The organism is Streptomyces sp. NPDC093221 (assembly GCF_044753885.1).
In the GTDB taxonomy this organism is placed as follows: Bacteria; Actinomycetota; Actinomycetes; order Streptomycetales; family Streptomycetaceae; genus Actinacidiphila.
In genome coordinates this window covers 306,801-330,128 of sequence record NZ_JBIVOA010000005.1, presented here as the reverse complement: position 1 = coordinate 330,128, position 23,328 = coordinate 306,801, and the positions used below count along the sequence as shown (strand labels likewise).

General features: G+C 72.7%; 21 protein-coding genes and 1 tRNA gene. 13 read left to right on the top strand and 9 right to left on the bottom strand.

The window, feature by feature from the left end:
• Positions 1 to 2 precede the first annotated feature (2 nt).
• Complete coding sequence (locus ACIQCJ_RS21835) at positions 3 to 734, top strand: Tellurium resistance (RefSeq protein ID WP_355349947.1); 732 nt, start codon at positions 3 to 5, stop codon at positions 732 to 734.
• 27 nt (positions 735 to 761) lie between these two features.
• On the opposite strand, the gene ACIQCJ_RS21830 is transcribed toward ACIQCJ_RS21835, so the two are convergent.
• Positions 762 to 1,676, bottom strand: coding sequence for a TerD family protein (locus ACIQCJ_RS21830; protein WP_355349950.1), 915 nt, complete (start codon positions 1,674 to 1,676; stop codon positions 762 to 764).
• Positions 1,677 to 1,839: 163 nt separating this feature from the next.
• On the opposite strand from ACIQCJ_RS21830, the gene ACIQCJ_RS21825 reads away from it, so the two are divergent.
• The 3 genes from ACIQCJ_RS21825 (at position 1,840) to ACIQCJ_RS21815 (ending at position 6,494) form a co-directional block, all read left to right on the top strand.
• Positions 1,840 to 3,006, top strand: a complete 1,167-nt coding sequence (locus ACIQCJ_RS21825) for an HpcH/HpaI aldolase/citrate lyase family protein (RefSeq protein WP_355349953.1) — start codon at positions 1,840 to 1,842, stop codon at positions 3,004 to 3,006.
• Positions 3,007 to 3,117: 111 nt separating this feature from the next.
• Positions 3,118 to 5,679: a phosphoribosyltransferase gene (locus ACIQCJ_RS21820; RefSeq protein ID WP_402712266.1), complete on the top strand. Its 2,562-nt coding sequence runs from the start codon at positions 3,118 to 3,120 to the stop codon at positions 5,677 to 5,679.
• Positions 5,676 to 6,494, top strand: coding sequence for an HAD family hydrolase (locus ACIQCJ_RS21815; RefSeq protein ID WP_355349959.1), 819 nt, complete (start codon positions 5,676 to 5,678; stop codon positions 6,492 to 6,494). Before ACIQCJ_RS21820 ends, ACIQCJ_RS21815 begins: the two co-directional genes overlap by 4 nt.
• Before the next feature lie 262 nt (positions 6,495 to 6,756).
• On the opposite strand, the gene ACIQCJ_RS21810 is transcribed toward ACIQCJ_RS21815, so the two are convergent.
• A complete protein-coding gene (locus tag ACIQCJ_RS21810) occupies positions 6,757 to 7,383 on the bottom strand; it encodes a nucleoside/nucleotide kinase family protein (RefSeq protein ID WP_402712265.1) in 627 nt (208 codons plus the stop codon).
• 54 nt (positions 7,384 to 7,437) lie between these two features.
• Here ACIQCJ_RS21810 and ACIQCJ_RS21805 point away from each other — a divergent pair, with 54 nt between their 5' ends.
• Positions 7,438 to 8,097 (top strand): O-methyltransferase, encoded by a 660-nt coding sequence (locus tag ACIQCJ_RS21805; RefSeq protein ID WP_355349965.1) that lies wholly within the window; start codon positions 7,438 to 7,440, stop codon positions 8,095 to 8,097.
• Between the two features lie 25 nt (positions 8,098 to 8,122).
• Here the strand turns inward: ACIQCJ_RS21805 and ACIQCJ_RS21800 are convergent, their stop codons facing one another.
• Positions 8,123 to 8,659 carry a DUF4383 domain-containing protein gene (locus ACIQCJ_RS21800; RefSeq protein ID WP_355349968.1) on the bottom strand — a complete coding sequence of 179 codons (537 nt, stop codon included), beginning with the start codon at positions 8,657 to 8,659 and terminating at the stop codon, positions 8,123 to 8,125.
• A gap of 235 nt (positions 8,660 to 8,894) precedes the next feature.
• Between ACIQCJ_RS21800 and ACIQCJ_RS21795 the strand changes: the two genes are divergently transcribed.
• Positions 8,895 to 9,128, top strand: coding sequence for an FmdB family zinc ribbon protein (locus ACIQCJ_RS21795; protein WP_391047336.1), 234 nt, complete (start codon positions 8,895 to 8,897; stop codon positions 9,126 to 9,128).
• Positions 9,129 to 9,267: 139 nt separating this feature from the next.
• Here ACIQCJ_RS21795 and ACIQCJ_RS21790 read toward each other — a convergent pair whose 3' ends face one another.
• Positions 9,268 to 10,509, bottom strand: a complete 1,242-nt coding sequence (locus ACIQCJ_RS21790; protein WP_355349974.1) for a hypothetical protein — start codon at positions 10,507 to 10,509, stop codon at positions 9,268 to 9,270.
• A 149-nt stretch (positions 10,510 to 10,658) separates the two neighbouring features.
• Here ACIQCJ_RS21790 and ACIQCJ_RS21785 point away from each other — a divergent pair.
• The 3 genes from ACIQCJ_RS21785 to ACIQCJ_RS21775 all read left to right on the top strand — a co-directional run bounded on the left by ACIQCJ_RS21785 (position 10,659) and on the right by ACIQCJ_RS21775 (position 14,427).
• Positions 10,659 to 10,730, top strand: a tRNA-Val gene (locus ACIQCJ_RS21785).
• Between the two features lie 401 nt (positions 10,731 to 11,131).
• Entirely contained in the window at positions 11,132 to 13,135 is a 2,004-nt protein-coding gene (locus tag ACIQCJ_RS21780; RefSeq protein WP_402712368.1) for an MMPL family transporter, read from the top strand.
• A 17-nt stretch (positions 13,136 to 13,152) separates the two neighbouring features.
• Positions 13,153 to 14,427 carry a sensor histidine kinase gene (locus tag ACIQCJ_RS21775; RefSeq protein WP_402712264.1) on the top strand — a complete coding sequence of 425 codons (1,275 nt, stop codon included), beginning with the start codon at positions 13,153 to 13,155 and terminating at the stop codon, positions 14,425 to 14,427.
• Between the two features lie 1,094 nt (positions 14,428 to 15,521).
• Here ACIQCJ_RS21775 and ACIQCJ_RS21770 read toward each other — a convergent pair.
• A complete protein-coding gene (locus ACIQCJ_RS21770) occupies positions 15,522 to 15,755 on the bottom strand; it encodes a hypothetical protein (RefSeq protein ID WP_402712263.1) in 234 nt (77 codons plus the stop codon).
• Positions 15,756 to 15,861: 106 nt separating this feature from the next.
• Between ACIQCJ_RS21770 and ACIQCJ_RS21765 the strand changes: the two genes are divergently transcribed.
• Positions 15,862 to 16,620, top strand: a complete 759-nt coding sequence (locus ACIQCJ_RS21765; protein ID WP_402712262.1) for a DUF4239 domain-containing protein — start codon at positions 15,862 to 15,864, stop codon at positions 16,618 to 16,620.
• 137 nt (positions 16,621 to 16,757) lie between these two features.
• On the opposite strand, the gene ACIQCJ_RS21760 is transcribed toward ACIQCJ_RS21765, so the two are convergent.
• Positions 16,758 to 18,179, bottom strand: a complete 1,422-nt coding sequence (locus ACIQCJ_RS21760; RefSeq protein ID WP_355349985.1) for a family 2B encapsulin nanocompartment shell protein — start codon at positions 18,177 to 18,179, stop codon at positions 16,758 to 16,760.
• Positions 18,180 to 18,446: 267 nt separating this feature from the next.
• Between ACIQCJ_RS21760 and ACIQCJ_RS21755 the strand changes: the two genes are divergently transcribed.
• Positions 18,447 to 18,632, top strand: a complete 186-nt coding sequence (locus ACIQCJ_RS21755; protein WP_188285091.1) for a hypothetical protein — start codon at positions 18,447 to 18,449, stop codon at positions 18,630 to 18,632.
• 78 nt (positions 18,633 to 18,710) lie between these two features.
• Here the strand turns inward: ACIQCJ_RS21755 and ACIQCJ_RS21750 are convergent, their stop codons facing one another.
• Positions 18,711 to 19,391, bottom strand: a complete 681-nt coding sequence (locus ACIQCJ_RS21750; protein ID WP_355349989.1) for a VTT domain-containing protein — start codon at positions 19,389 to 19,391, stop codon at positions 18,711 to 18,713.
• A 401-nt stretch (positions 19,392 to 19,792) separates the two neighbouring features.
• On the opposite strand from ACIQCJ_RS21750, the gene ACIQCJ_RS21745 reads away from it, so the two are divergent.
• The gene (locus tag ACIQCJ_RS21745) at positions 19,793 to 20,566 is read left to right on the top strand and encodes an ABC transporter permease (RefSeq protein WP_355350004.1); all 774 of its coding nucleotides are present in this window, start codon (positions 19,793 to 19,795) and stop codon (positions 20,564 to 20,566) included.
• Positions 20,567 to 20,880: 314 nt separating this feature from the next.
• Complete coding sequence (locus ACIQCJ_RS21740; protein WP_355349992.1) at positions 20,881 to 21,462, top strand: TMEM165/GDT1 family protein; 582 nt, start codon at positions 20,881 to 20,883, stop codon at positions 21,460 to 21,462.
• 159 nt (positions 21,463 to 21,621) lie between these two features.
• Here the strand turns inward: ACIQCJ_RS21740 and ACIQCJ_RS21735 are convergent, their stop codons facing one another.
• Both ACIQCJ_RS21735 and ACIQCJ_RS21730 read right to left on the bottom strand, forming a co-directional pair.
• Positions 21,622 to 22,272 carry an HAD-IA family hydrolase gene (locus tag ACIQCJ_RS21735; protein ID WP_355349995.1) on the bottom strand — a complete coding sequence of 217 codons (651 nt, stop codon included), beginning with the start codon at positions 22,270 to 22,272 and terminating at the stop codon, positions 21,622 to 21,624.
• 109 nt (positions 22,273 to 22,381) lie between these two features.
• Positions 22,382 to 22,960, bottom strand: coding sequence for a hypothetical protein (locus tag ACIQCJ_RS21730; RefSeq protein WP_401853205.1), 579 nt, complete (start codon positions 22,958 to 22,960; stop codon positions 22,382 to 22,384).
• Between the last annotated feature and the right edge of the window lie 368 nt (positions 22,961 to 23,328).

Here is a 23,328-nt window from a genome sequence, read left to right as displayed (position 1 = left end):
AGATGGCCTGGTGGAGTTTTCTGCGGCCGAGCGGCGGGCAGCAGTTCGACGTCGCGAACGCGCACACCGTGGAACTCACCAAGCGGCACCCGATGGTGTCGCTGTCCAAGCAGGGAGCGGCCGTCGGCAACCTCCGGGTCAACCTCTCGTGGTCGATGCGGACATCCGACACCGGTGGCTGGGCCACCTCCAACGGCGGGTTCTTCCGCCGCCAGCTCGACGTCTTCAAACCGCGCGTGGTGCAGGCGGCCGGACCCGCCATGGTCAATGTCGACCTCGACCTGGCCTGCATGTACGAACTGGCCGACGGCAGCAAGGGAGTTGTCCAGCCGCTCGGCAATCTGCTGGGCGACCTGGACGCGCCGCCGTACATCCAGATGAGCGGCGACGACCGGTTCGGCGGCACCTCGGGCGAGACGCTGTACATCAACTTCGACAAGCGGGACGAATTCCGGCGGCTGCTGGTCTTCGTCTACATCTACGACGGCACGCCCGCCTTCGACCGCACGCACGCGAAGGTCGAGATCTTCCCGACCTCGGGCCCGCGCATCGAGATCCCGCTCAACGAGCGGGAGCCGCAGGCCCGTTCGTGCGCCGTCGTGCTGATCGAGAACCGCAAGGGCGAGCTGGTCGTGCGCCGCGAGGTCAGGTACGTCTACGGCTTCCAGGCCGAGATCGACCGGCTCTACGGCTGGGGCCTCCAGTGGGGCCGCGGCTACAAGTCCAAGGTCTGACCGCGTCCGGCGCGCTGTCCGCGCGGGTCAGCTGCCCGACTGGAACTGGGGTCCCTGCGGCGGCAGTTGGAAGCCGCCGTCGTTGGCGGCGGCGGCCACCGGCTGCGGGTAGCCGTACGCCGGGTAGCCCTGCTGCGGCTGCTGGTGGACTGCAGGGGCCGTGGTGGCCGCCACGGGCTGCGGGTAGCCGTAGGCGGGCTGTGCGGGCACGTGGCCGGGCGAGGGAGCCTGGAGCGGGTATCCGTACGCACTGGTGGGCGCGGGCTCCGGCTCCTGGGCGTACGGCGCGGTCTGCTGGGACACCGGCCCGGCCGTGGGCGGCGCCGCCGGGGAGACGGTGGGCGGCGCGGTCGTGGCCGGTACGGCGGTACGGTCGGAGTCGCCGCCCTCGACGTCGTCCACCGCGATGCCGAATTCGGTGGCCACGCCGACCAGACCGGTGTCGTACCCCTGGCCCAGGGCGCGGAATTTCCAGCCGCCGTCCTTGCGGTAGATCTCGCCGCAGTTCAGGGCGGTCTCGTAGCCGGTGTCGGGGCGCACCTCGAAGGTGATGACGGGCGCGTGCTGCGGCCCCGTGGTGTCGTAGAGGAGCACGCACAGGTCCTGGACCTGCGCGAAGGGGCCGCCGTCGCAGGAGGCGACGATCACGACGCGGTCCACGTCGGAGCCGAGGGCGGCCAGGTCGACCTCGACGGTGTCGGTCAGGCTGCCGGAGACGCGTTTCTTGGGCAGGTGACGGGCGAGCCCCGAGGGGTGGCGCGGTTCGTTGTAGAAGACGAAGTCGGCGTCGGAACGGACCTTGCCGTTGGAACCGAGCAGCAGCACGGAGGCGTCAACATCGGGGGAACCGGACGCCGGGGTCCAGCGCAGTACCGCCCGGATTCCGGGGGCGTCCAGTGGGGTGTTCGAGCCCTTCACCATCACGTGCGTCATACCGGTCATCCTGCCCTCCCCGTGGCGTGCGCCACAACGCCGGGCGGGACGGTCACGCGGTGGACCCGCCGCGGTTACCTGTTTTTCACGTGTGGAGGGAACCTCTACCCCATGCTCGCACGTACGATAATCGGCCAGATATCATCGGGCTCACTACCTCGAAATGGGGCGTATGCGACACTTCGGGCACCTCGCTCCTGAAGCCAGGAGCGAACTGTTTCACCGCGAGCCGCAGGAGTTCACTGCCGACTCGCCCGCACGCATGCTCGCGGTCGCCCTCGGCGCCACCCTCTACAGCCCCGCCACCCGCCCGCAGCTCGCGGACGACGTGGTGAAGCAGGCCGCCCGGGGTGTGGTGTCGATGGTCCTGTGCCTGGAGGACTCCATCGACGACCGCGACGTCGTCGCAGGTGAGGCCAATCTCGTCCGGCAGTTCGCCGATCTCGCGACCCGGCCGGAGGCGGCGCTTCCGCTGCTGTTCATCCGGGTCCGCACGCCCGCGCAGATCACCGACCTGGTGACACGGCTCGGCGGCACCGTGGAACTGCTGTCCGGATTCGTGCTGCCCAAGTTCACCGAGGAGACCGGCGTCCCCTTCCTGGAGGCCATGGCGCACGCGGAGGCCGCCAGCGGACGGCGCCTGTTCGCCATGCCCGTACTGGAGTCCCCGCAGCTCCTGCACCTGGAGAGCCGGGTCGAGACGCTCTACGGGATATCCAGGACGGTCGACAAATACCGCGAGCGGGTGCTCGCCCTGCGCCTGGGCGTCACCGACTTCTGCTCCTCCTACGGCCTGCGCCGCGCCCCCGCGATGACCGCCTACGACGTGCAGATCGTCGCCTCGGTGATCGCCGACGTGGTCAACGTCCTCGGCCGCGCCGACGGCAGCGGCTTCACCGTGACGGGACCGGTCTGGGAGTACTTCAGGCACCACGAGCGGATGTTCAAGCCGCAACTGCGCCGCAGCCCCTTCACCCCCGAGGCCGAGGACCTGCGCGACACCCTCATCGAGCGCGACATGGACGGCCTGCTCCGCGAGATCGAGCTGGACCGCGCCAACGGCCTCCAGGGCAAGACCTGCATCCACCCCACCCACGTGCCCGTCGTGCACGCGCTGAGCGTCGTCACGCACGAGGAGTTCTGCGACGCGGCCGACATACTCGACGAGGACCGCTCCGGCGGCGGCGTCATGCGGTCCGCGTACACCAACAAGATGAACGAGGTGAAGCCGCACCGCGCCTGGGCGGAGCGCACCATGCGCCGCGCCGAGGTTTTCGGCGTCGCCCAGGAGGACATCGGCTTCGTGGAACTGCTCGCGGCGAGCCTGCCGCAGTCCTGAGCGCGGTCCCGGAACAGCCTCCAGCGCAGTCCTGAGCACGGCCAGGCGCCGCGCCCAGCCCTGAGCACGGCCCCCGCGCCGCGCTCGCACCGAACGGAAGAGAAGCACCGCATGGCAACGCACACGCCCTGGCCGGGCCAGTGGGTCGCGGACCGGCTGGGCATCGGCCTGGTGGGCGAGGGCCTGCACGGAGTGCTCGGCCTCGCGCTGCGCCGCAACCCCAAGCGCGCCCACCTGCTGGTCTCCAACATCCTCGGCAAGCACGTCCCGCAGGACCCGCGCGCGGTCTACGGCTCCGCGTACGCGCTCGGCGAGCGGGTCCGCGACCTGCTCGGCCCGGACGCGGTCGCCGACGCCGTGGTCCTCGGCTACGCCGAGACCGCGACAGGGCTCGGCCACTGCGTCGCCGACGGCGTCGGCGGTGTGCCGTACCTGCACTCCACCCGGCGCGAGGTCGCGGGCGTCGCGGCGGGCGGCGGCTTCCAGGAGGAGCACAGCCACGCCACCGGGCACCTGCTGCTCCCCGAGGACCCGGCGCTGCTGGCGGGCAGCGGCCCGCTGGTCCTCGTCGACGACGAGTTCTCCACCGGCCAGACCATCCTCAACACCATCCGTGACCTGCACGGACGCCACCCGCGTGAGCGGTATGTGGTGGTCGCCCTGACCGACATGCGGTCCGCCGCCGACCAGGCGCGGCTGGAGGACTTCGCGGCGGAACTCGGCGCCCGCGTGGACGTCGTCGCCCTGGTCGCGGGCGCCGTCACGCTCCCCGAGGGCGTGCTGGAGCGCGGACAGGCCCTGGTGGCCGCCCACGAGACGCCGCCGCCCACGCCCGCCGACTACTACGACCTCACGCACGTCGAGCTGGACTGGCCGGCCGGGGTGCCGGACGGCGCCAGGCACGGCTTCCTGCCCGAGCACCGCGCCGCCCTGGAGGCCGCGCTGCCCGCGATGGGACAGCGGCTGGCCGCCGCGCTCCCGCCCGGCGCCCGCCGCGTCCTCGTCCTCGGCAACGAGGAGCTGATGTACGCCCCGCTGCGGCTGGCGGAGGCGCTGCGACGGCACACCGCCGGAGCGGACGCGGGCCTTGGGGGCTCGCAGGCGGCCCCTGGCGGCGCTCTCGACGTGCGCTACTCCACCACCACCCGCTCGCCGGTGCTGGCCGTCGACGACCCCGGCTACGCCATCCGCAGCCGGATCGTGTTCCCCGCCCACGACGAGCCCAGCGACGGCCCCGGCGACCGGTACGCGTACAACGTGGCGGGCGCGGGCTTCGACGCGGTCGTCTGCGTCATCGACTCCGCGGGCGAGACCCCCGAGCTGTACGGGCCCGGCGGCCTGATCGCCCAGCTCGCCGCGCACACCGACCGCGTACTGGTCGCCGTCGTCCCCACCTACCGGCCGCGGCCCCGGCTGCACGCCCGGTTGCGGTCCCGGCTCACCGCCGGAACCGAGTCCCGTCCCCGACCGAACGGACACGCCGCACCGATGAGCCCCGCCCCTGTGAGCGCCACCGCCCGACCGCTGCCCGAGCCCCTGCGCGGCCCCGCCTTCTCGTCGTACGCGGCGGACGAGGTCGGCTGGCTGCTCAAGGACCTGTCGGAGGTCGAGCTGGAAGCGCCGACCGAGGAGCGCGAGGAGGCCATCCAGAGCGGCGGCGCGCACTACGCCGAGTCGCTGCCCGTCGAGTACCAGCCGAGCGCCGCGTACCAGGACCTGTTCAAGGCCGCCCTCGACGGCTCCGCCGAACGCATCGCGCGCGCGGTCGGCGCCGTCACCGAACTCGTGCTCGCCGAGCGCGGCCCGGACGCCGTCCTGGTCTCGCTGGCCCGCGCGGGCACCCCGGTCGGCGTGCTGATGCGCCGCTGGGCCCGGCACGCGCACGGCCTGGACCTGCCGCACTACGCCGTCTCCATCGTCCGCGGCCGGGGCATCGACCGCAACGCGCTGAGCTGGCTGGCCGCCCACCACGACGCGGCGAACGCCGTGTTCGTCGACGGCTGGACGGGCAAGGGCGCCATCACCCGCGAACTGGCCGAAGCCGTCAAGGACTTCGACGGCGAAGGCGTCTTCGACCCGGACATCGCGGTGCTCGCCGACCCCGGCGGCTGCGTGTCCACCTACGGCACCCGCGACGACTTCCTGATCCCCTCCGCGTGCCTCAACTCCACGGTCTCCGGCCTCATTTCGCGCACCGTGCTGCGCGCCGACCTGACCGGGCCCGACGACTACCACGGCGCGAAGTTCTACCGCGAGCTGGCGGGCGCCGACGTCTCCGGGCTCTTCCTCGACACCGTCACCGCCGCCTTCGACCGGGTCGGCGACGCCGTCGCCGAGGACGTCAAGTCGCTGCGCTCCGCCGACCGTTCACCCACCTGGGCGGGCTGGGCCGCGGTCGAGCGGATCAGCGAGGAGTACGGCATCGGCGACGTGAACCTCGTCAAGCCCGGCGTCGGCGAGACCACCCGCGTGCTGCTGCGCCGGGTGCCCTGGAAGATCCTCGCCCAGCGCGGCGTCGGCGCCGACCTCGACCACGTCCGCCTGCTGGCCGCACAGCGCGGCGTACCGGTCGAGGAGGTGGACGGGCTGCCGTACTCCTGCGTGGGTCTCATCCACCCCCGCTACACCCGAGGGGCCACCGGGACCGACGGCAAGGCGGTGGACGCGAAGTGAGTACCCGTCAGAACCGCACGCTGGTCGCCAGCGACCTCGACCGCACCCTGATCTACTCCACGGCGGCGCTCGCCCTCACCATGGCCGACGAGCACGCGCCGCGCCTGCTCTGCGTCGAGGTGCACGAGGCGAAGCCGCTGTCCTACATGACCGAGACCGCCGCGGCGCTGCTGGTGCGACTCGCCGCGGAGGCCGGGCAGTTCGTGCCCTCCACCACCCGCACCCGCAAGCAGTACCGCCGGATCAGCCTGCCCGGACCCCAGCCGCGGTACGCCATCTGCGCCAACGGCGGCCACCTCCTGGTCGACGGCCGCACCGACCACGACTGGAACGCCGAGATCCGCCGCCGTCTCGCCGACGGCTCCGCGCCGCTGGACGAGGTGCGCGCCCACCTCGCCGCGACCGCCGACCCCGCGTGGCTGCGCAAGGAGCGCATCGCGGAAGACCTCTTCGCCTACCTCGTGGTCGACCGCGAACGCCTCCCCGCCGGCTGGGTCAAGGAACTCGCCGCCTGGGCCGAACCCCGCGGCTGGACCGTCTCCCTCCAGGGCCGCAAGATCTACGCCGTGCCGCTGCCGCTCAGCAAGTCCGCCGCCCTCGCCGAGGTCGTCCGCCGCACCGGCGCCGACCGCGTCCTCGCCGCCGGCGACTCCCTCCTCGACGCCGATCTGCTCCTCGCCGCCGATGAGGGCTGGCGCCCCGGCCACGGCGAGCTGGCCGACTCCGGCTGGACCGCCCCCCACGTCACCGGCCTCGCCACGGTCGGCGTCGCCGCCGGCGAAGAGATCATCCTGCGGATGCGCAACGCCCTCTAACGCCGCCCCCGCGCAGGGCCTTGTTTTTTGGGGGTGCGGGGCTGGTGCGCTGGCGTTGCGCAGGGCCTGTTTTTTAGGGGCGCGGGGAACTGCGCGACCAGCCACCGACGGTGGCGCGCCTTGAAAACCGGCCCCAGCGGGGCAGACGCTGTCTGTTCTCGGGCTGACAGCCCGGTGGGGGCGGGCCGCGCAGTTCCCCGCGCCCCCAAAAAAGCGCGTGGCCGGCGCCCCCGGCGGAGAGGAACCGCCTCGGGGTCCGGGGTCAGTGCCCCGGGGCCACCACCCGGGTGCAATAGGCGCGGGAGCGCTCTACGCGTCGCGCGTTGGGCCGCTCGCTCGCAGCGATAAAGGCCCGGGCCTCCAGCTCGCTGCGCCCCCCGCGCACGTGCCGTCGCAGCAGCCGCCGCTCACGCACCTGACGCGGCGCGTCGACGTACCAGAGCTCGTCCAGGAGGTCACGGACCTGCTCCCACCCGGCACCGTCGTCGGCGAGGTAATTGCCCTCGGTGACGACGAGCCGGACACCGGGCGCGACGACCAGCCCGGCGGCCACCGGCTCGTCCAGGCGCCGGTCGAAGTCGGGCGCGTAGACCGGGTGTTGACGGTCACCGCGCAGCCGCCGCAGCAGGTGGACGTAGCCGTCCACGTCGAACGTCTCGGGCGCGCCCTTGCGGTCCCGCAGCCCCAGCCGGTCCAACTGCGCGTTGGACAGATGGAACCCGTCCATCGGCACATACGCGGCCGTCCCCGCGCCCACCCGGTCGTTCACCCCGGACACCAGCCGCCGCGCCAGAGTCGACTTCCCGGCGGCCGGGGCGCCCGCCAGCCCCAGCAGAGCCCTCCGGCCTGGAATGCTGGGGACCAAGGCGACCGCGTCATCCACGAGCATTCCGTCACCCTAGGGCCCGGACGGGCCCTGAGCGCCGCACCAGGGAGAAGACCCTTGTCCGAAACGAAGAACCCGCAGCTCACACCCGAGCTCTACGGATACGTCCTCGCGCACAACCCGCCGCTGGACGCCGTCCAGCGGGAACTGGTCGAGACCACGCACGCCCGCCTCGCCGATGTGGCCGGGCTCCAGACCGCTGAGGAGCAGGGCCCGCTGCTGGCCTTCCTCGTCCGCCTGACCGGCGCCAAGCAGATCGTGGAGGTCGGCACCTTCACCGGTTTCTCGACCCTGTCGATGGCCCAGGCCCTGCCCGCCGACGGCAGGCTCATCGCCTGCGACGTCTCCGAGGAGTGGACCGCCGTCGGCCAGGACGCCTGGGCCAAGGCGGGCGTCGCCGACCGCGTCGACCTGCGGATCGCCCCGGCCATCGACACGCTCAAGGCGCTGCCCGGCGGCCAGTGGATCGACCTGGTGTTCCTGGACGCCGACAAGGGGTCCTACACCGACTACTGGGAGGAGCTGGTGCCGCGCATGAACCCGGGCGGCCTGCTCGTCGTCGACAACACGCTCTTCCACGGCGAGGTCGTGGACGAGGACGCGACCGGCGGCGCCGCGGCCATCCGCGCGTTCAACGACCATGTACGCGCGGACGACCGGGTGGACGATGTCCTGCTCACCGTCGCGGACGGCCTGACCCTGGCCCGTAAGAAGTAGTCACTCCGGCTGGACCGTCACGGGGTCAGTGCTGCGGCAGTCCGCGGGGAGGCGGCCGCCGGGTGGTCACCGCCGCCCGGGCCTCCTCCTCGCGGGCTGCCTGCTGGGGGTGGCGCTTGCGCCAGTACGGATTGTCGTGCGGCAGTCCGCCGGTCACCCGCCCGTACATGCCGAAGAACATCAGCATCACGCCGACCGCGAAGCTGAACAGCACGTTCGACATCTTGAACGCCAGAAGGTTGCTGCCGGTGTCCAGCAGGGCGAGATTGACGAACCCGCTGAGCAGGAAGGCGACGCCGACGACGATGTTGAGGGTCGAGGCGAAGTTGCCGCCCTTCACCATCCCGGCGAAGAGCAGCACGCCGATGACGATGGAGATCGTGCTGAGCGCGCCGTTGGAGTTCAGCCCGGCGATCCGGTCGCCCGCCTTGGACAGGAACGACACGCCGTTGAGGAGTCCGAGGATCCCGAAGACGACCAGGATCAGGCCCATCAGACCGGCGCCGAATCGGTACATCTGGCTCAGCTTGTGGTCCACGGGCAGATGATCGTCGAGTCGCATATGACCGGCCTCCTTCGCTGAAGGGGAATCGAGGCCGCTGCTCCTCCAGGATAGGCCGGGGTCCGGAATCCGGCGCTCCGCGCGGGTCACCCCGGGTCACGGGCCGGCGGCGCGGGGCTTGCGGCAGCGGGCGGCAGTGCGCGAAGTCCGGCACATCGTTCCCGGCGGCCGGCGACGCCGGGGTGACCTGTGGAGGAACGCCCTCCGCGGGCCGCGTCCCCGCTACCCTGGGCCCATGCCTCGCTACGAGTACCGCTGCAAGACCTGTGGCTCCACCTTCGAGCTGCGCCGCCCCATGTCCCAGTCGGACGCCCCGACCGTCTGCCCCAAGGGTCACGACGACACCGTGAAGCTGCTCTCGACGGTCGCGGTCGGCTCCTCGTCGTCTTCGTCCTCGTCGTCGGCCGGTCCCGCCCCGGCGAGCGGCAACGGCGGCGGCGGATGCTGCGGTGGCGGCTGCTGTAGCTGAACGGACGGGACGGGGGCCGGTACGGGCGGCGGTCGGATCGTACGTATGCCGGTCCGGCTGTACGTATGCCGGTCCGGTCGTACGAACGCCGGTCCGGCCGTACCGCCGGTCGCCGGAGCAGGAGACCGGCCAGGGGTGCTCAGCGCCCGGCCGCGCGGTCCTCACGGATGTTGGCCACCACGCGGTTCGCGGTCTCGCGCACCGCTGCGGTCTCGGTGAGGAACGCCCAGTAGTCCGGGTGCCTGCCCTCCAGCGCGGCCACTGCGCGGTCGAGGCGCGCCACCGCGTCGTCCAGCGGGCGGGCGTGCCGCGGCTCCGGCGTCGAACGCCCCTGCATGGCCAGCCGCTGCGCGTCCCGGATCGCGAAGCGGGTCTTCTCGACCTCGCCCTTCGGGTCCTTGCTCACCTCGTTGAGCTGCCGCAGCCGGTCACCGGCCGCGGACACCGCGCCCTCCACGTCGTCCATCAGCGCCCTGACCGTCGCCAGCCGTGACGTGGCGTCCGGCCAGCGCTGCTCGTCCCGCGCCTTGCGCGCCTCGGCCAGCGCCGTCTCCGCCTGCCGTACCGCCTGCGCGGCCCGCTCGGGCACCTGCTGGAGGTCCTGCCAGCACGCCAGCGAGAACCGCCGCCGCAATTCGCTGAGCACCGGGTCCACGCCCTCGGCCCGCGTCGCCAGCGCCTGCACCCGCGTACGCAGCGACACCAGCCGCTTGTCCATCTCCCTGGCCTGCTCGGGCAGCCGCTCCGCCTCGGTCCGCACCGCGTCCGCCTTGCGGCGCACATCGTCGGCCCGCTGGACGGTCTCCTGCACGCCGTGCTTGCTCGCGCCCTCGTTCAGCCTGGTCAGCTCGGGTGCCAGCGCGGCCAGCCGGGCCGCGAGGTCGTCCGCCTTCAGCCCGACCGCGCGGACCCCGTCCAGCGCGTTCGTCGCCGCCAGCAGCGACTGCTTGGCCCGCTCCACGGCGGGCGCCAGCCGGGCGAGTTGCGTCTCCGCCTTGCCGAGCAGCGGCGCGAGACCCGCGGAGAAACGCTCCAGCTCGGTCTTGGCCCTGTCCAGCTCGTCCTTGGCCTTCGTCAGCTCGGTGCGCGCCCGCGCCGCCGTGCCCGCGTCCAGCTCGTCCCGGTCGATGTCGTGCGCGTCCACGGTGTTGATGTAGGCCGCGCTCACCTGGTCGATGCGCTCGCCCAGCGACCGGAATCCGGCCAGCGCCCGGCGCGCCTCGGGGGAGTCGTCCACCGCCGAGATCGTCTCTATCGAGATCTCCAGATCGCGCTGCGCCGTGTCCAGCTCGTAGAACGCCTGTGACGCGGCGTCCTTCGCCGCCTGCGCCTCCGCACGGTGATTGTCGCCGCGTCGCCACCACGAACGTGCCGTCGTCACCGTGACACTCTCTCCCCGCAGATCGCCGCCGACCACCGTCGGACCCATCCTCCCACCAGGCCGCCCCGAACACACCGCCCGGTCCCCACGGCCCCGTGGTTGCTGATCACGCCCCAGGGCAGGGTAACCTGTGACGTCGAACTCACCGAGGGCGTGTAGCTCAGTGGTAGAGCGCCGCCCTTACAAGGCGGATGTCGGCGGTTCGAAACCGTCCACGCCCACCCTCGGAAGCCCCCGGGCCCCTGTCCAGCGTCCTTGGACAGGGGCTCTTCCCTGTCCCGCTCCGTGTTCCGCCCTGGCCGCTGCTGTTCGAGGCGGCGAAGACGGCACTCCCCGATCACCTGCGCTGACACCGGGCCGGGGACACCGGCCGACCGGCCCGCGTCCGTACTCCCATGGATGTAACGGCGCGGCCCGTACCGCCCGCGGGGGTACGGCGATGTCCGCCGCTGGCGCGACGTTCCGTGGCTGTCACGCCTTGACGATGGAGGCGATCAGTCGTTCGTCGCAAGGGGAGGCCGGGATGAGGACCGCGGAGCAGGTCAGCGGGGTACGTGACGGGGGCGCCGCGCCGCCGGGCGCAGGGGCGGGCGGGGGCCGGGCGCGGAAGCTGCCGTGGCTGATGCTCGCGCTGTGGGTCGGGGTGCTGGCCGTCGCGATACCGCTGTCCGCCAGGCTCGGTGACGTCCAGCGCGACAGCGTCGTGGACTACCTGCCGAACAGCGCGGACTCCACGCGGGCGGCCAAGATCCAGGCGTCGCTGCCCGGCGGCGAGACGACCGACATCGTCGTGGTCTACCACCGCGACGGCGGCCTCACCGCGGCCGACCGGGCCACCGCCGCGCGGCAGACCGCCGAGATCGCCCGTACGAACCGGCTCACCGGGGACGCCCCGCGGGCCGTGCCGTCCAAGGACGGCACCACGCTGATGTACCCGCTGTCGACCACGGCGCCGGGCCAGGACTCCCAGGCCAGAACCGACTTCGTGGACGGGGTCAGGGACGTCGCCACGGGCGGCTCGGGGCTGACGGTGAAGGTCGGCGGACAGGGCGCCCTGGACACCGACAGCGCCGAGGTCTACAGCGCGCTCGGCGGCCCGCTCCTCTACACCACGGTCCTCGTCGTCGCCGTCCTGCTGATCCTCATCTACCGCAGCCCCGTGCTGTGGCTGATCCCGCTGATCTGCGCGGGCACCGCCGACGTGCTGTCGATGGCGGTCACCTACGGCCTCAACCAGGCGTTCGGCGTCACCGTCAGCGGCCAGAGCTCCGGTGTGATGACCATCCTCGTCTTCGGCGTCGGCACGGACTACGCGCTGCTGCTCGTGGCCCGCTACCGCGAGGAACTGCGCCGCACCGAGCGCCCGTACGACGCCATGCGCACCGCCCTGCGCAAAGCCGCGCCCGCGGTCCTGGCCTCCGCGGGCACCGTCGCCGCGGGCATGCTCTGCCTGCTGGCCGCGGACCTCAACAGCAGCCGGGGCATGGGCCCGACGGCCGCCGTGGGCGTCGTCTGCGCGCTGCTCGCCATGGTGACGCTGCTGCCCGCCGTCCTCGTCGTCCTCGGCCGCCGCGTGTTCTGGCCGCTGATCCCCGCCCACGGCAGCGAGCCGAAGCAGCGGCGCGGCGCCTTCGTCGCGATCGGCGACGGCGTCGGCCGCAGGCCGGTCGCGGTGCTCGTCGGCGGTGTGCTGCTGCTCGGCGCCCTCGCCGTCGGCGTGCTCAACCTGCCCGGCAGCGTCAAGCAGCAGGACATGTTCAGCAGCGAGCCCGACGCGATCACCGCCATGCGGATTCTCGGCGCGGCCTACCCCGACCAGGGCAGCCGTCCCGTCGCCGTCATCGCGCCCGCCGACCGCGCCGAGGCCGCGCGGGCCGCCGCCCGCTCCACCCGAGGCGTCACCGACGTGCGCGCCGGGCGCACCGCCGACGGCTGGAGCGAATTCTTCGTCACCACCGCGGGCCCGCCGCAGACCGCGGCCGAGACCGCCACCATCAAGGCCCTGCGCACCGGACTCCCCGGCTCCTACGTCGGCGGCCCCAGCGCCCAGCAGCTCGACCTCCAGCACACCAACCAGCGCGACCGCGGCATCGTCATCCCGATCACCCTCGCCGCCGTCCTGCTCATCCTCATCCTCCTGCTGCGGTCCCTCGTCGCGCCGCTGCTGCTCGTCGTCGCGGTCGTCGCCGTCTGGGGCGCCGCCCTGGGCATCGGCGGCCTCGTCTTCGGCCCGGTCCTCGGCTTCCACGGCACCGATCCAGGACTCGCGCTGCTCTCCTTCGTCTTCCTCGTCGCCCTCGGCGTCGACTACGGCATCTTCCTCATGCACCGCATGCGCGAAGAAGCGCTCAACGGCGCCGGGCCACGCGAGGCCACCCTCGGCGCGCTCCACTCCACCGGCGGCGTCATCACCTCGGCAGGTGTCGTCCTGGCCGCGACCTTCTCCGTCCTGATGAACATGCCTCTCGTCCAGCTCGCGGAACTCGGCTTCGTCATCGCCGTCGGCGTCCTGCTCGACACCTTCCTCGTCCGCACCTTCCTGGTGACCTCGGCCGCGCTGCTGCTGCGCCGCCGGGTCTGGTGGCCCGGCGCCCTGAGCCGCCCGGCGCCGGGCGAACGGGGGTGAGCCCGCGAGGGCGCCGCGTGACGCGCCAGGACGCGGCGCTCGCGGCGGGGCTGGCGGCGCTGTCGGTGCCGCTGGCCCTGCTGACGCCGGGGACGCGTCCCGACGCGCTGGGCTGGACGCTGCTGGTCTGCTGCCAGATCCCGCTGCTGTGGCGGCGGACGCACACGACGGCCGCGCTGGTGGTGACGGTCGCGTTCCTCGGGCCGTACCACGCGCTCGGGTATCCGCACGCGGCGCCGGTGCTGGGCTCGATGACGCTGCTGTTCACGGCGGCGGCCACGAGCCCGGTGTGGCGGGCGGCGGCCATCGGGACGGTGGTCGTCGGCGGCACGGTGGCGGCGGACTGGGTCTCGGACGCCGGGGGAGCGGTGGACACGCTGCGGACCTCGGGCTGGATCGCGGCGGTGCTGGTGGCGGGCGCGACCGTGCGCGTGCACCGCCAGTTGGTGGCCGCGACTACGCAGCGGGCCGAGCGCGCCGAGCGGACGCGGGAGGAGGTGGCGGCCCGGCGGGTGGCGGAGGAACGGCTGCGGATCGCCCGTGACCTGCACGACCTGCTCGCGCACAGCATCACGCTGATCGGTGTGCAGACGGCGGTGGCCGCGCACGTGATGACGGTGGCGCCCGAGGAATTCGACCGGGCGGCGGTGTCCAAGGCGCTGGACGGCATCGCGGACACCTGCCGCGCGGCCCGCGTCGAGGTGCGCACCACGCTGGAGGTGCTGCGGTACGGCGAACGGGCCGCCGACGAGGGGCCGTTGCCCGGTCTGGCCGCGCTGTCGGACCTCGCCCGCCCGGCCGGGGCCCGGCTCCACGTGCTTACGGCGCGAGGTGCTTCCTCCGGCGGCGCGGACCCGCACATCCCGCCCGCCGTCGAGGCCGCCGCGTACCGCATCGTGCAGGAGGCCCTGACGAACACCACCCGGCACGCGGGGGCCGGGGCGCGGGCCGAGGTGACCGTGCGCGTCGGCCCCGGCTCGCTGCTGGTCGAGATCACCGACGACGGCGGGGCGGCCGTCGGCACGGGGCCCGGGCCCGGCCCCGGACCCACCTTCCACCTCGGCCCTCACGACAGCCCTCACGACGGCCCGGCCCACGGCCCCGCCCAGGGGCCCGACCTCGGCCCCGGCTTCGGTCTGATCGGCATGCGCGAACGCGTCCGCAGCGTCGGCGGCACCCTGACGGCGGGCCCCCTCGCCGGAGGCGGATTCCGGGTCGCGGCCGACCTCCCGCTGACCCCCCGCGCGGACGCGTGTACGGACGGGACCGCCGCACCGCAGGACCCCGCCTGACGCGCCCCGCCGCGCGGGGGACCGGCACCCGCGACCGCTCCCAACTGGTCCTCAACCGCTGCGAGTCGGGCCCGGTCACGCCCGCGCGGCGGCCGGTGCGGGCGGCGCTGATTCGCGCGGAAAATCGAGGGTTTGACGCCTTCGTTACTCCTTTGGGGGAACGGTCGCGGGAAGCGTCGGCACGTGCCGCGCGCATGCTGACCATGAAGGGTGACCACTTCTAGGGGGAGGCGCGTCCGCGGTTGGACGGCGCTGCTTGTCGTGACGATGGCGGCAGGATCGTGGGGACTCGGCGCGGTGGCCTCGGCCGAGCCGCGCGCGCGGTGCCCGGCGGGAGCGGGCCACGGCAGAGCGGAGTCATGCCCCGCCGAGCCGTCCCGTCACCCGTCGCACCACGCGTCGCCCGTACCGTCCGAGGCCGCGTCGCCCGCGCCGTCGCACCGCGCGTCGCCCGGTCCGGAACCGACCCGGACGTCGACACCCAGACCCGCACCGACACGGACGCGGCCCTCCCGGCCCGATCCCACGTCCCCGCCCACCCGGGCACCCACACCCAAGCCCGCTCCCACGACCACACCCGCGCCCGCGCCCGAACCGACGCGTACGGCCGCGCCCACGTCTGTTCCCACCCACAGGACCGATCCCGAGCCCACGGCCCCGCCGACGACCTCGCCCGCGCCCAGCCGTGTGCCCGACCGCCACGAGCCCGTACGGCACCAGCCGACGCACCACGAGCCCGTATGGCACGACCCCGGTCATCACGGCCCGGACCACGCTGACCCGGATCACCACGACCCCGGGCACCACGACCCCGCGGACCACGACCCCGGACGGCACCGGCCCGATCATCACGGGCCCGGTTACCACCACCCCGACCCGTATGTGCCCTGGTGCGGGTACTGGCCGGACCAGTGGCCCTGGACGTGGCTCTGCCACCGCCACCACCACCATCCGAAGCCGTGCCCGACCCCGACACCGACCCCCACGCCGACTCCCACCCCCACCCCGACTCCTACGCCCACACCGACCCCGACCCCCACTCCGACCCCCACGCCCACGCCGACACCCACTCCGACCCCGACTCCCACGCCGAGTCAGAAAGCGGCGGTGACGCCACGTCCCAGACCCGCGCCGAGGCCCCCGGCGCCCGCACCCGTACCGCAGCCCGTACCCACCGCCGCACCCGTACCGGCTCCCGCGCCGGTGCCGCGGTCCCAACCCGCGCCGCCCGCCGCCCCGGTGGCGGTGCACTGGCCGGAGAAGGCGCCGGCGCCGGTCGCGGCGCCGAAGGAGCACCGCCGGTCACTGATGATCACGATGATGCTCACCACCGTGCCCGCCGTGCTGGCCGTCGCCGTCCTGCGGCCCGGCTCCTCCGGCTCCAACTCCGGTCGCAGCAGGAACAACTGAACGTGAAACAAGGGGGATTTCCGCATGTCGCAGTGGTTGGCGCTGGTGATCGCGATGGCCGCGGTCTGCGCTGTGGTCCTCGGCGTGGTCGTCCTGCGTACGCGCAAGGTCCACGCGGACGACGATCCGTCGGAGACACCCGACGTCATCGAGTACATGGTCATGATGATCGGCGTGGTCTACGCGATCGTGCTCGGTCTTGCCATCGCCGGTGTCTGGGAGGGGAGGAGCGGGGCACAGGCCGAAGTCCTCGCCGAGGCACAGGCGTTGCACGAGGTGGGCGCGCGGGCGCAGGTGTATCCCGTTGACGTACGCGACCGGATCCGCGCGGACGTGAACGCCTACGCGGCGTTCGTGGCCGACAAGGAGTGGCCGTACATGAAGAACCACGGCGAACTGGATCCGCGGGGCAACGCGTTGCTCGACACGCTCCGCAAGGACGTCTCGCAGTACGCGCCCACGTCCGACCTCGGCGCCCAGGCGTACCAGCCGCTGGTCGACGAGGTCGCCGCCGTCGACGAGGCCCGCACGTCGCGCAGCCAGAGCGTGGGCGCGACGATGCCGGGGATGGTGTGGTTCGGCCTGATCACCGGCGCGCTGGTGACGGTCGGACTGATCTTCACCCTCCAGATCCGGCGCTCACCGAAGGAGTTGCTGCTCGCCGGTCTGTTCAGCGCGCTCATCGCCTTCCTGCTGTTCCTGATCTGGGACCTCGACGATCCCTTCGGCGGCGGACTCGCCGTCTCCGCCGACGTCTTCCGGGACCTCGTACTGCGCCGCTGACCAGGGCGCGCGCCCCGGCGGACACGGCCGGGAACGCGCACGGCGGACGCGGCCGGGAACGCGTCCGGCGGACACAACGAAGCGGCTCCCCTGCCAGGCCGGGCAGGGGAGCCGCTTTCAGGAGAACCGCCGTGCGGTCAGCGCCAGTTGGACACGTTCACGTTCTCCAGGATGCCGAGCGCGTCGGGCACCAGGACGGCCGCGGAGAAGTACGTGCTGACGAGGTAGCTGATGATCGCCTTGTCGTCGATACCCATGAAACGGACGTTGAGCCCCGGCTCGTACTCGTCGGGCAGCCCGGTCTGGTTGAGACCGATGACGCCCTGGTTGTCCTCGCCGCTGCGGACCGCGATGATCGCGCTGGTACGGGCGGTGCTGACCGGGATCTTGTTGCAGCTCAGGATGGGCACACCGCGCCAGCCGGGAACGGTGTGGCCGTGCACCTCCACCGGGTCGGGGTAGAGGCCCGCCCTGGTGCACTCGCGGCCGAAGGCGGCGATGGCCCGCGGGTGGGCAAGGAAGAACTTGGTGCCGCGGCGCCTGCTGAGCAGCTCGTCGAGGTCGTCGGGGAGCGGCGGGCCCGCGTGCGGCTGGATGCGCTGGTCGTAGTCAGCGTTGTGCAGCAGCCCGAACTCGGGGTTGTTGATCAGCTCGTGTTCCTGGCGCTCGCGCAACGCCTCGACGGTGAGCTTGAGTTGCTGCTCGGTCTGGTTCATCGGCTCGTTGTAGAGGTCCGCGACACGGCTGTGGACGCGCAGCACGGTCTGGGCGACGCTCAGCTCGTACTCGCGCGGCTTGACCTCGTAGTCGACGTAGGTGCCGGGCAGCGCTTCCTCGCCCTTGTGGCCCGACGCCAGCTCGATCGCGGCCTCACCGCGCTTGTTGACCCGCTGCCGCGGGATCGCGCGGTGCGCCTCCAGGTGCGTGCGCAGCGCCTCTGACTGTCCGAGCAGCGGTTCGAGCTCCTGCCGGGGCAGGGCCAGCACCGTGGTGACGGTGGCCGCGCGGGCCGTGTACTCCCACTCGCCGTCGGCGCCGAGCAGCGCCTGGTCGCCGAAGTGGTCGCCGTCGGCGAGGACTCCGAGCCGGGTCGGCTCGCCGTAGGACCCCTCGCCGAGCTTCTCGACCTTGCCGTGCGCCAGCAGATAGACGGTGTCCGCGGGCGTCCCGGCTTCGGCGATGACCTCGCCCGGCGCGAATTCACGCTGGACGAAACGGTCCGCCAGCGCGGTCAGCGCGCCGACGTCGTTGAACGAGCGCAGCGCGGCCAGCTCGCCCAGCTCCTGCGGGATCACCCGGACCTCGGACCCCGTCTTCACGAAGGTCACGCGCCCGTCGCCGACCGAGTAGCTCAGCCGGCGGTTCACCCGGTACGTGCCCGCGTTGACCTGCACCCAGGGCAGTACGCGCAGCAGCCACCGGGAGGAAATGCCCTGCATCTGCGGGGCGGACTTGGTGGTCGTCGCCAGATTCCTGGCGGCCGACGTGTCCAGGCTCGTACGCGCCTGGTCGTCGTGCGGATTGCCGAGTGCGGTGTCCTGGCCCGCATCAACCGACATGTGCTGTCCTTCCCGTAAGCGGGTGATACGGCCTCATTCTTTCCGTGACGCAGAGTGCTGCCTATTGCCGAAACGAGTGAGAATACTTTCCGAAAATCCGGATCGCGGCTTTTGGTGGGGCGCACGGGGCGCGCGACCCCGCGCGCGCTCGAACCCGTGTGCGTCAGGGGGGAGTTCGGGGGCAACCGGTGGGTGGGGACGCCACCCGGCGCCGCCGCACCGCACGAGCACCGCCGGCCCCGAGGGCCGGCTTACAGGAGGTCCGGGATGTTCGCCGCAATCGGGGCAGTCATCTTCGCCATCGCGTACATCATCAACGCCACGAGCACGAGCACGGACGCGGGCTTCACGCCGATCAGTCTGCTGCTCGCGGGACTGGTCTTCGTCGCACTGCACCTGGCGGGCGTCGGATCGGGCTGGGCGGTCCCCAGCAGACGGCGTCGTCGCCGCTGACCGGGTGCGGGACCGCACCCGAGGTGAGGCGGCGGCCACGCGGCGGTCAGGAACCACCGCGCGCGGAGGCTGCGGCGGCTACAGCGCCTCGACGACCGAGCCGCGGTCCGGGGGCGTCACCTGCGGCGGGATGGTGAGCGGCACGGCGGCCAGCGCCGCGGCCAGCGCGCTGCGGCGCTCCCGGCGGAAGACGTACGCGGCGAAGGCGCCGGCGCCCAGCAGCGCGACGAACGACATCAGGGTGCCGAGCCAGCTCGCGCCCAGCCACTTGCCGCCGATCCAGCCGAGTCCGACGCTGTACGTCGCCCAGGCGACCCCGGCCAGCGCCGACCAGGGCAGGAACTCGCGCGGGCTGCGGCGGGCGGCGCCCGCGCCCAGGCTGACCACACTGCGGCCGGCCGGTGCGAAGCGGGCGAGGATCACCAGGGCGCCGCCGCCCTGGTGCAGTACCTGCCCGAGCCGTTCGTGCGCGCCCGCCAGGCGCCGCGAGGACGCCACTCTCCGGTCGAACCAGTCCCCGCCGCGGAAGGCCAGCCGGTACGCCAGCAGGTCGCCGAGGCAGGACGCGACGGCGGCGCACACCAGCAGCGCGAAGACGTCGAGCATGTCGTCGCGTGAGCTGGCGGTCCCGGCGGTGGCGGCACTGATCACCAGCACACCGCTCGGCAGCACCGGCACGAAGACGTCGAGGATCACGGAACTCGCCACGAGCACGTAGATCCAGGGCCAGTCGAAAAGGGAGCCCAGGCCTTGCAGCACCGCGCCTCCTCGTCCTTGGCCGAATTCGTACCCGTGGAGCGCCCGTCTGATGCCGGGCACCTCGTACTTGCCGTGCTGTCCGGCTCTCCGTCGGCGTTCCGCCTCGTCAAACCGGGTCCTGAAGGGGTGCTGTCCGGTGGTCGAAGATCTTCATCCACCGTCAGCCGTACAGCGTACGCCAAGGGGCACCGCCGGAACCGGCGAGGGCACGTGACGTAGTAGACATCACTACGAGAATACTTTCCGACGGGACCGTTCATCGCTGATCAGAGAACTGATCGGAAATCCGTACGATCCGCGCGGGAATCGGCGGGGGCGCCGGGCGGGCGCCCGCCTACAGTGACGCTGTGGCTTCCGCACCCGCTCCTCCAGTGTCCACCCACGAGACGCTGTCCACGTCGCTGGCCTCGAATTCCTCCCTGCTGCCGGTCGACAAGACCCTCGGCTTCGTTCTCGCCGCGCTGCTCGTGGCGGCCGCCGGGGTCGCCGCGTACGCCAGACTCGCCGACGAGCACGACAACTACGCGCGCGGCATCGCCCTGGCGGGCCTCAGGGCGGCCGTACAGCTCGCGGTGGTCGCCGCCCTCATCGGCTGGGTCGTCAAGCACCAGGCGGCGCTGCTGGGCTTCGTGGCGCTGATGTTCGCGGTCGCGTCGCGGACCGCGGGGCGCCGGATCACCCGCAACCGCACCTGGTGGTGGGCCGCGGTGCCCGTCGCGGCGGGCGCGCTGCCGGTGGTCGTCGTGCTCGTGCTGACCGGCCTGGTGCCGATCGACGGGATCGCGCTCATCCCCGTGGCCGGAATCCTCATCGGCGGCGCGCTCACCGCCACCGTGCTCGGCGGGCGGCGCGCCCTGGAGGAGCTGAAGCTGCGCGCGGGCGAGGTGGAGGCCGCGATGGCGCTGGGCTTCTCCGACCGCGACGCGCGCCTGGAGATCGCCAGACCGGCCGCCTCCGGGGCGCTGGTCCCCGGCCTCGACCAGACCAGGACGGTGGGCCTGGTGACCCTGCCCGGCGCCTTCGTGGGCATGCTGCTGGGCGGCGCGAGCCCCGTGTCGGCCGGTGCCGTGCAGTTCTTCGTCCTCATCGCGCTGATGGCCGTCCAGGCGGTCGCGGTCTCCGTCGTCCTGGAACTGGTCGCGCGGGGCCGCATCACCCGCGTTCCGGCCCTGTGACCGGGCCTTCGGACCGGGGGGCCTGGCCCCGCGACCGCGCGGTGCGGTACCCCGTTCGGGCGTCGCGTAGACTCGTCGGAGCAGAAGGGGAGTAGCTCTTCGCCGGACCGTCGACATACTGCTCAGTTCAGCCGCAGTTCGCTGTTCTGAGCCGGCGCCCGGAGGCGGATGTGCCGCGCGATGCGCGTACAGCCCGCCAGCGAGACCTTCGGCCGCAGTGTTCCGACGCTGCCGTGCCGAAGTGATCTCAGATACGGCTTGACGTTCCCCTGGATCTCTCGGTGCGGCGCCCGACCGATTGAGGACCAGACCCCGTGCTCAGCCTGACCGTCATCGCCGTCGTCTTCGGCGTGATCTTCCTCGCCGAACTCCCCGACAAGACCGCGCTCGCCGGGCTCATGCTCGGCACCCGCTACCGCGCCTCGTATGTCTTCGTGGGCGTCGCCGCCGCCTTCGTCGTCCACGTCGCCCTCGCCATCGCCGCGGGCAGCCTGCTCACCCTGCTGCCGCACCGCTGGGTCCAGGGCGTGGTCGGACTGCTCTTCCTCGGCGGCGCGGCCATGCTGCTCTTCTCCAAGGGCGACGACGAGGAGGAGGTGCGCGAGCCCGCCAACCAGAGCTTCTGGAAGGTCTCGGGCACCGGCTTCATGCTCATCCTGGTCGCCGAATTCGGTGACCTCACGCAGATCATGACCGCCAACCTCGCCGCCCGCTACGACGACCCGGTCTCGGTCGGCATCGGCGCCGTCCTCGGCCTGTGGGCGGTCGCGGCCCTGGGCATCTTCGGCGGGCGGCTGCTCATGAAGCGGGTGCCGCTGGCGCTGATCACGAAGATCGCGGCAGCTGTGATGGTGGTGCTCGCCGGGTTCAGCCTGTACGAGGCCGCCGCGGGCTGACGATTCCGCGGGGCCGTACGGCACGGCGGGCCGGACCCTGACGAGGGTCCGGCCCGTTCGTTCTCACGCGTCCCCGTACGGCCTTACGGCTCGTGCGTGCGTCGCGTGCGTGCGTGCGTCTCGGCTGTGCGTCTTGTCCGTACGACGCGTCCGTACGTCTCAGTCGACGACGATACGGAGGCCGCCGTCCGCGACGGCCTCGACCCGTACCCGCTCCAGTGAGTCGACGTGCGCGGTGGGCGCGTGGACCGCGGCGCGCGGGCCGACGCCGATCACGCGCATTCCGGCGGCCCGCGCCGCCGCGATGCCGACCTCGGCGTCCTCGAACACCACGCAGTCCTCGGGCGCGAAGCCCAGCTCCGCCGCGCCCTTCAGAAAGCCCTCGGGGTCCGGCTTGCTCGCGCTCACCCGCTCCGCGGTCACCATGACGGGCGGCAGCGGCAGGCCCGCGGCGGCCATCCTGGTCGTGGCCAGTTCCTCGCTCGCCGAGGTCACCAAGGCGTGCGGGCGGCCGTCGAGCGAGGCCAGGAAGGCGGTGGCACCGGGCACCTGCACGACACCGTCGGTGTCGGCGGTCTCCTCGGCGAGCATCAGCGCGTTCTCCGCGTAGTTCTCTGCCATCGGGCGGTCGGGGAGCAGGACGGCCATCGTCGCGTGGCCCTGGCGGCCGTGCACGACCTTCAGCACCGCGTCGGCGTCCAGGCCGTGGCGGCCGGCCCAGGCACGCCAGCAGCGCTCCACGACGGCGTCCGAATTCACCAGCGTTCCGTCCATGTCCAGCAGCAGGGCTTTCGCGGAGAGGACGGGCATGTTCTGGGGCTCCTCGGCACATCGGTGATCAACGGCAACGTGGTTCCGCCCGCCGGTCAGGGAAGCGGGCGGAACCACTTTGTTCCCTCACGGTACAAAAGTGGGGCGCTCAGCGCCAGTCCCCCTGGTCCACGTACTGCAACAGGCCCCATGTGAAGTGCGCGACCACCCTCGCGCCGCCGCCGGGCGGCGTCAGCGCCACGCGGGTACGGCTCGGCGCGTCCGGCGGCAGCGGTTCCGCGGGCGGGAAGGCCCTGGCCGCGTCGTCCACCGTGCACGACCACGGCGTCAGGTCGGCCACCTCCCGCAGCCTTGGCGCGGGCGCTTCCGGGGCCCGTACCAGCCACTCGTTCCACACCGCCGAGCCGCCGCCCGGTGCGCACAGCACCTCGAATCTCAGGTCCGGCCACAGGGGCGTCGGCCAGCGCAGGGCCCGGCACGTCAGGTCGCCGATCCGCCGCTCCTCCTCCGTCTCCGGGGGGCCCAGCGCCGTCCTGTACCTCCGCTCACCGGTCGGGAACGTGCGCGAGTGGGCTCTCGCCTGCCACCTCTTGTGCGCCTCGCGCGCCTGGGCGTGTGTCGCTCCCAGCGACCGGAGCGCCTCGTCCACCAATTCCGGTTGGTGGTCCGCCATTCTTCGCAGCAGCACCAGCTGGAACTCCGCGACCCCGAACGCCTGCGTGACCATCCCTCGACCCTAGAACCTCCACCCCCCGGCGGGGCGCCGCCCGCGCGGGCTCGCGCGGGTAACCCGTCACCGGCCGGTGGTCCGGGGACAACCGGTCTGCCCCGCCGGGGCGGGTGGTGAGGTGCGGGAGCGTCGTGGCTGGTGGCGCAGTTCCCCGCGCCCCCAAAAGATCGGCTCGCCGTCCGGCCGAAAGGCGGTGCGCCCCGTCAGGGGCGCGGGGAACTGCGCGGCCCGCCCCCACCGGCCGGTGGTCCGGGGATTACCGGTCTGCCCCGCTGGGGCGGGTGGTGTCGTGCGGGAGCGTCGTGGCTGGTGGCGCAGTTCCCCGCGCCCCTTTGAAGATCGGCTCGCCGTCCGGGCGAAAGAGG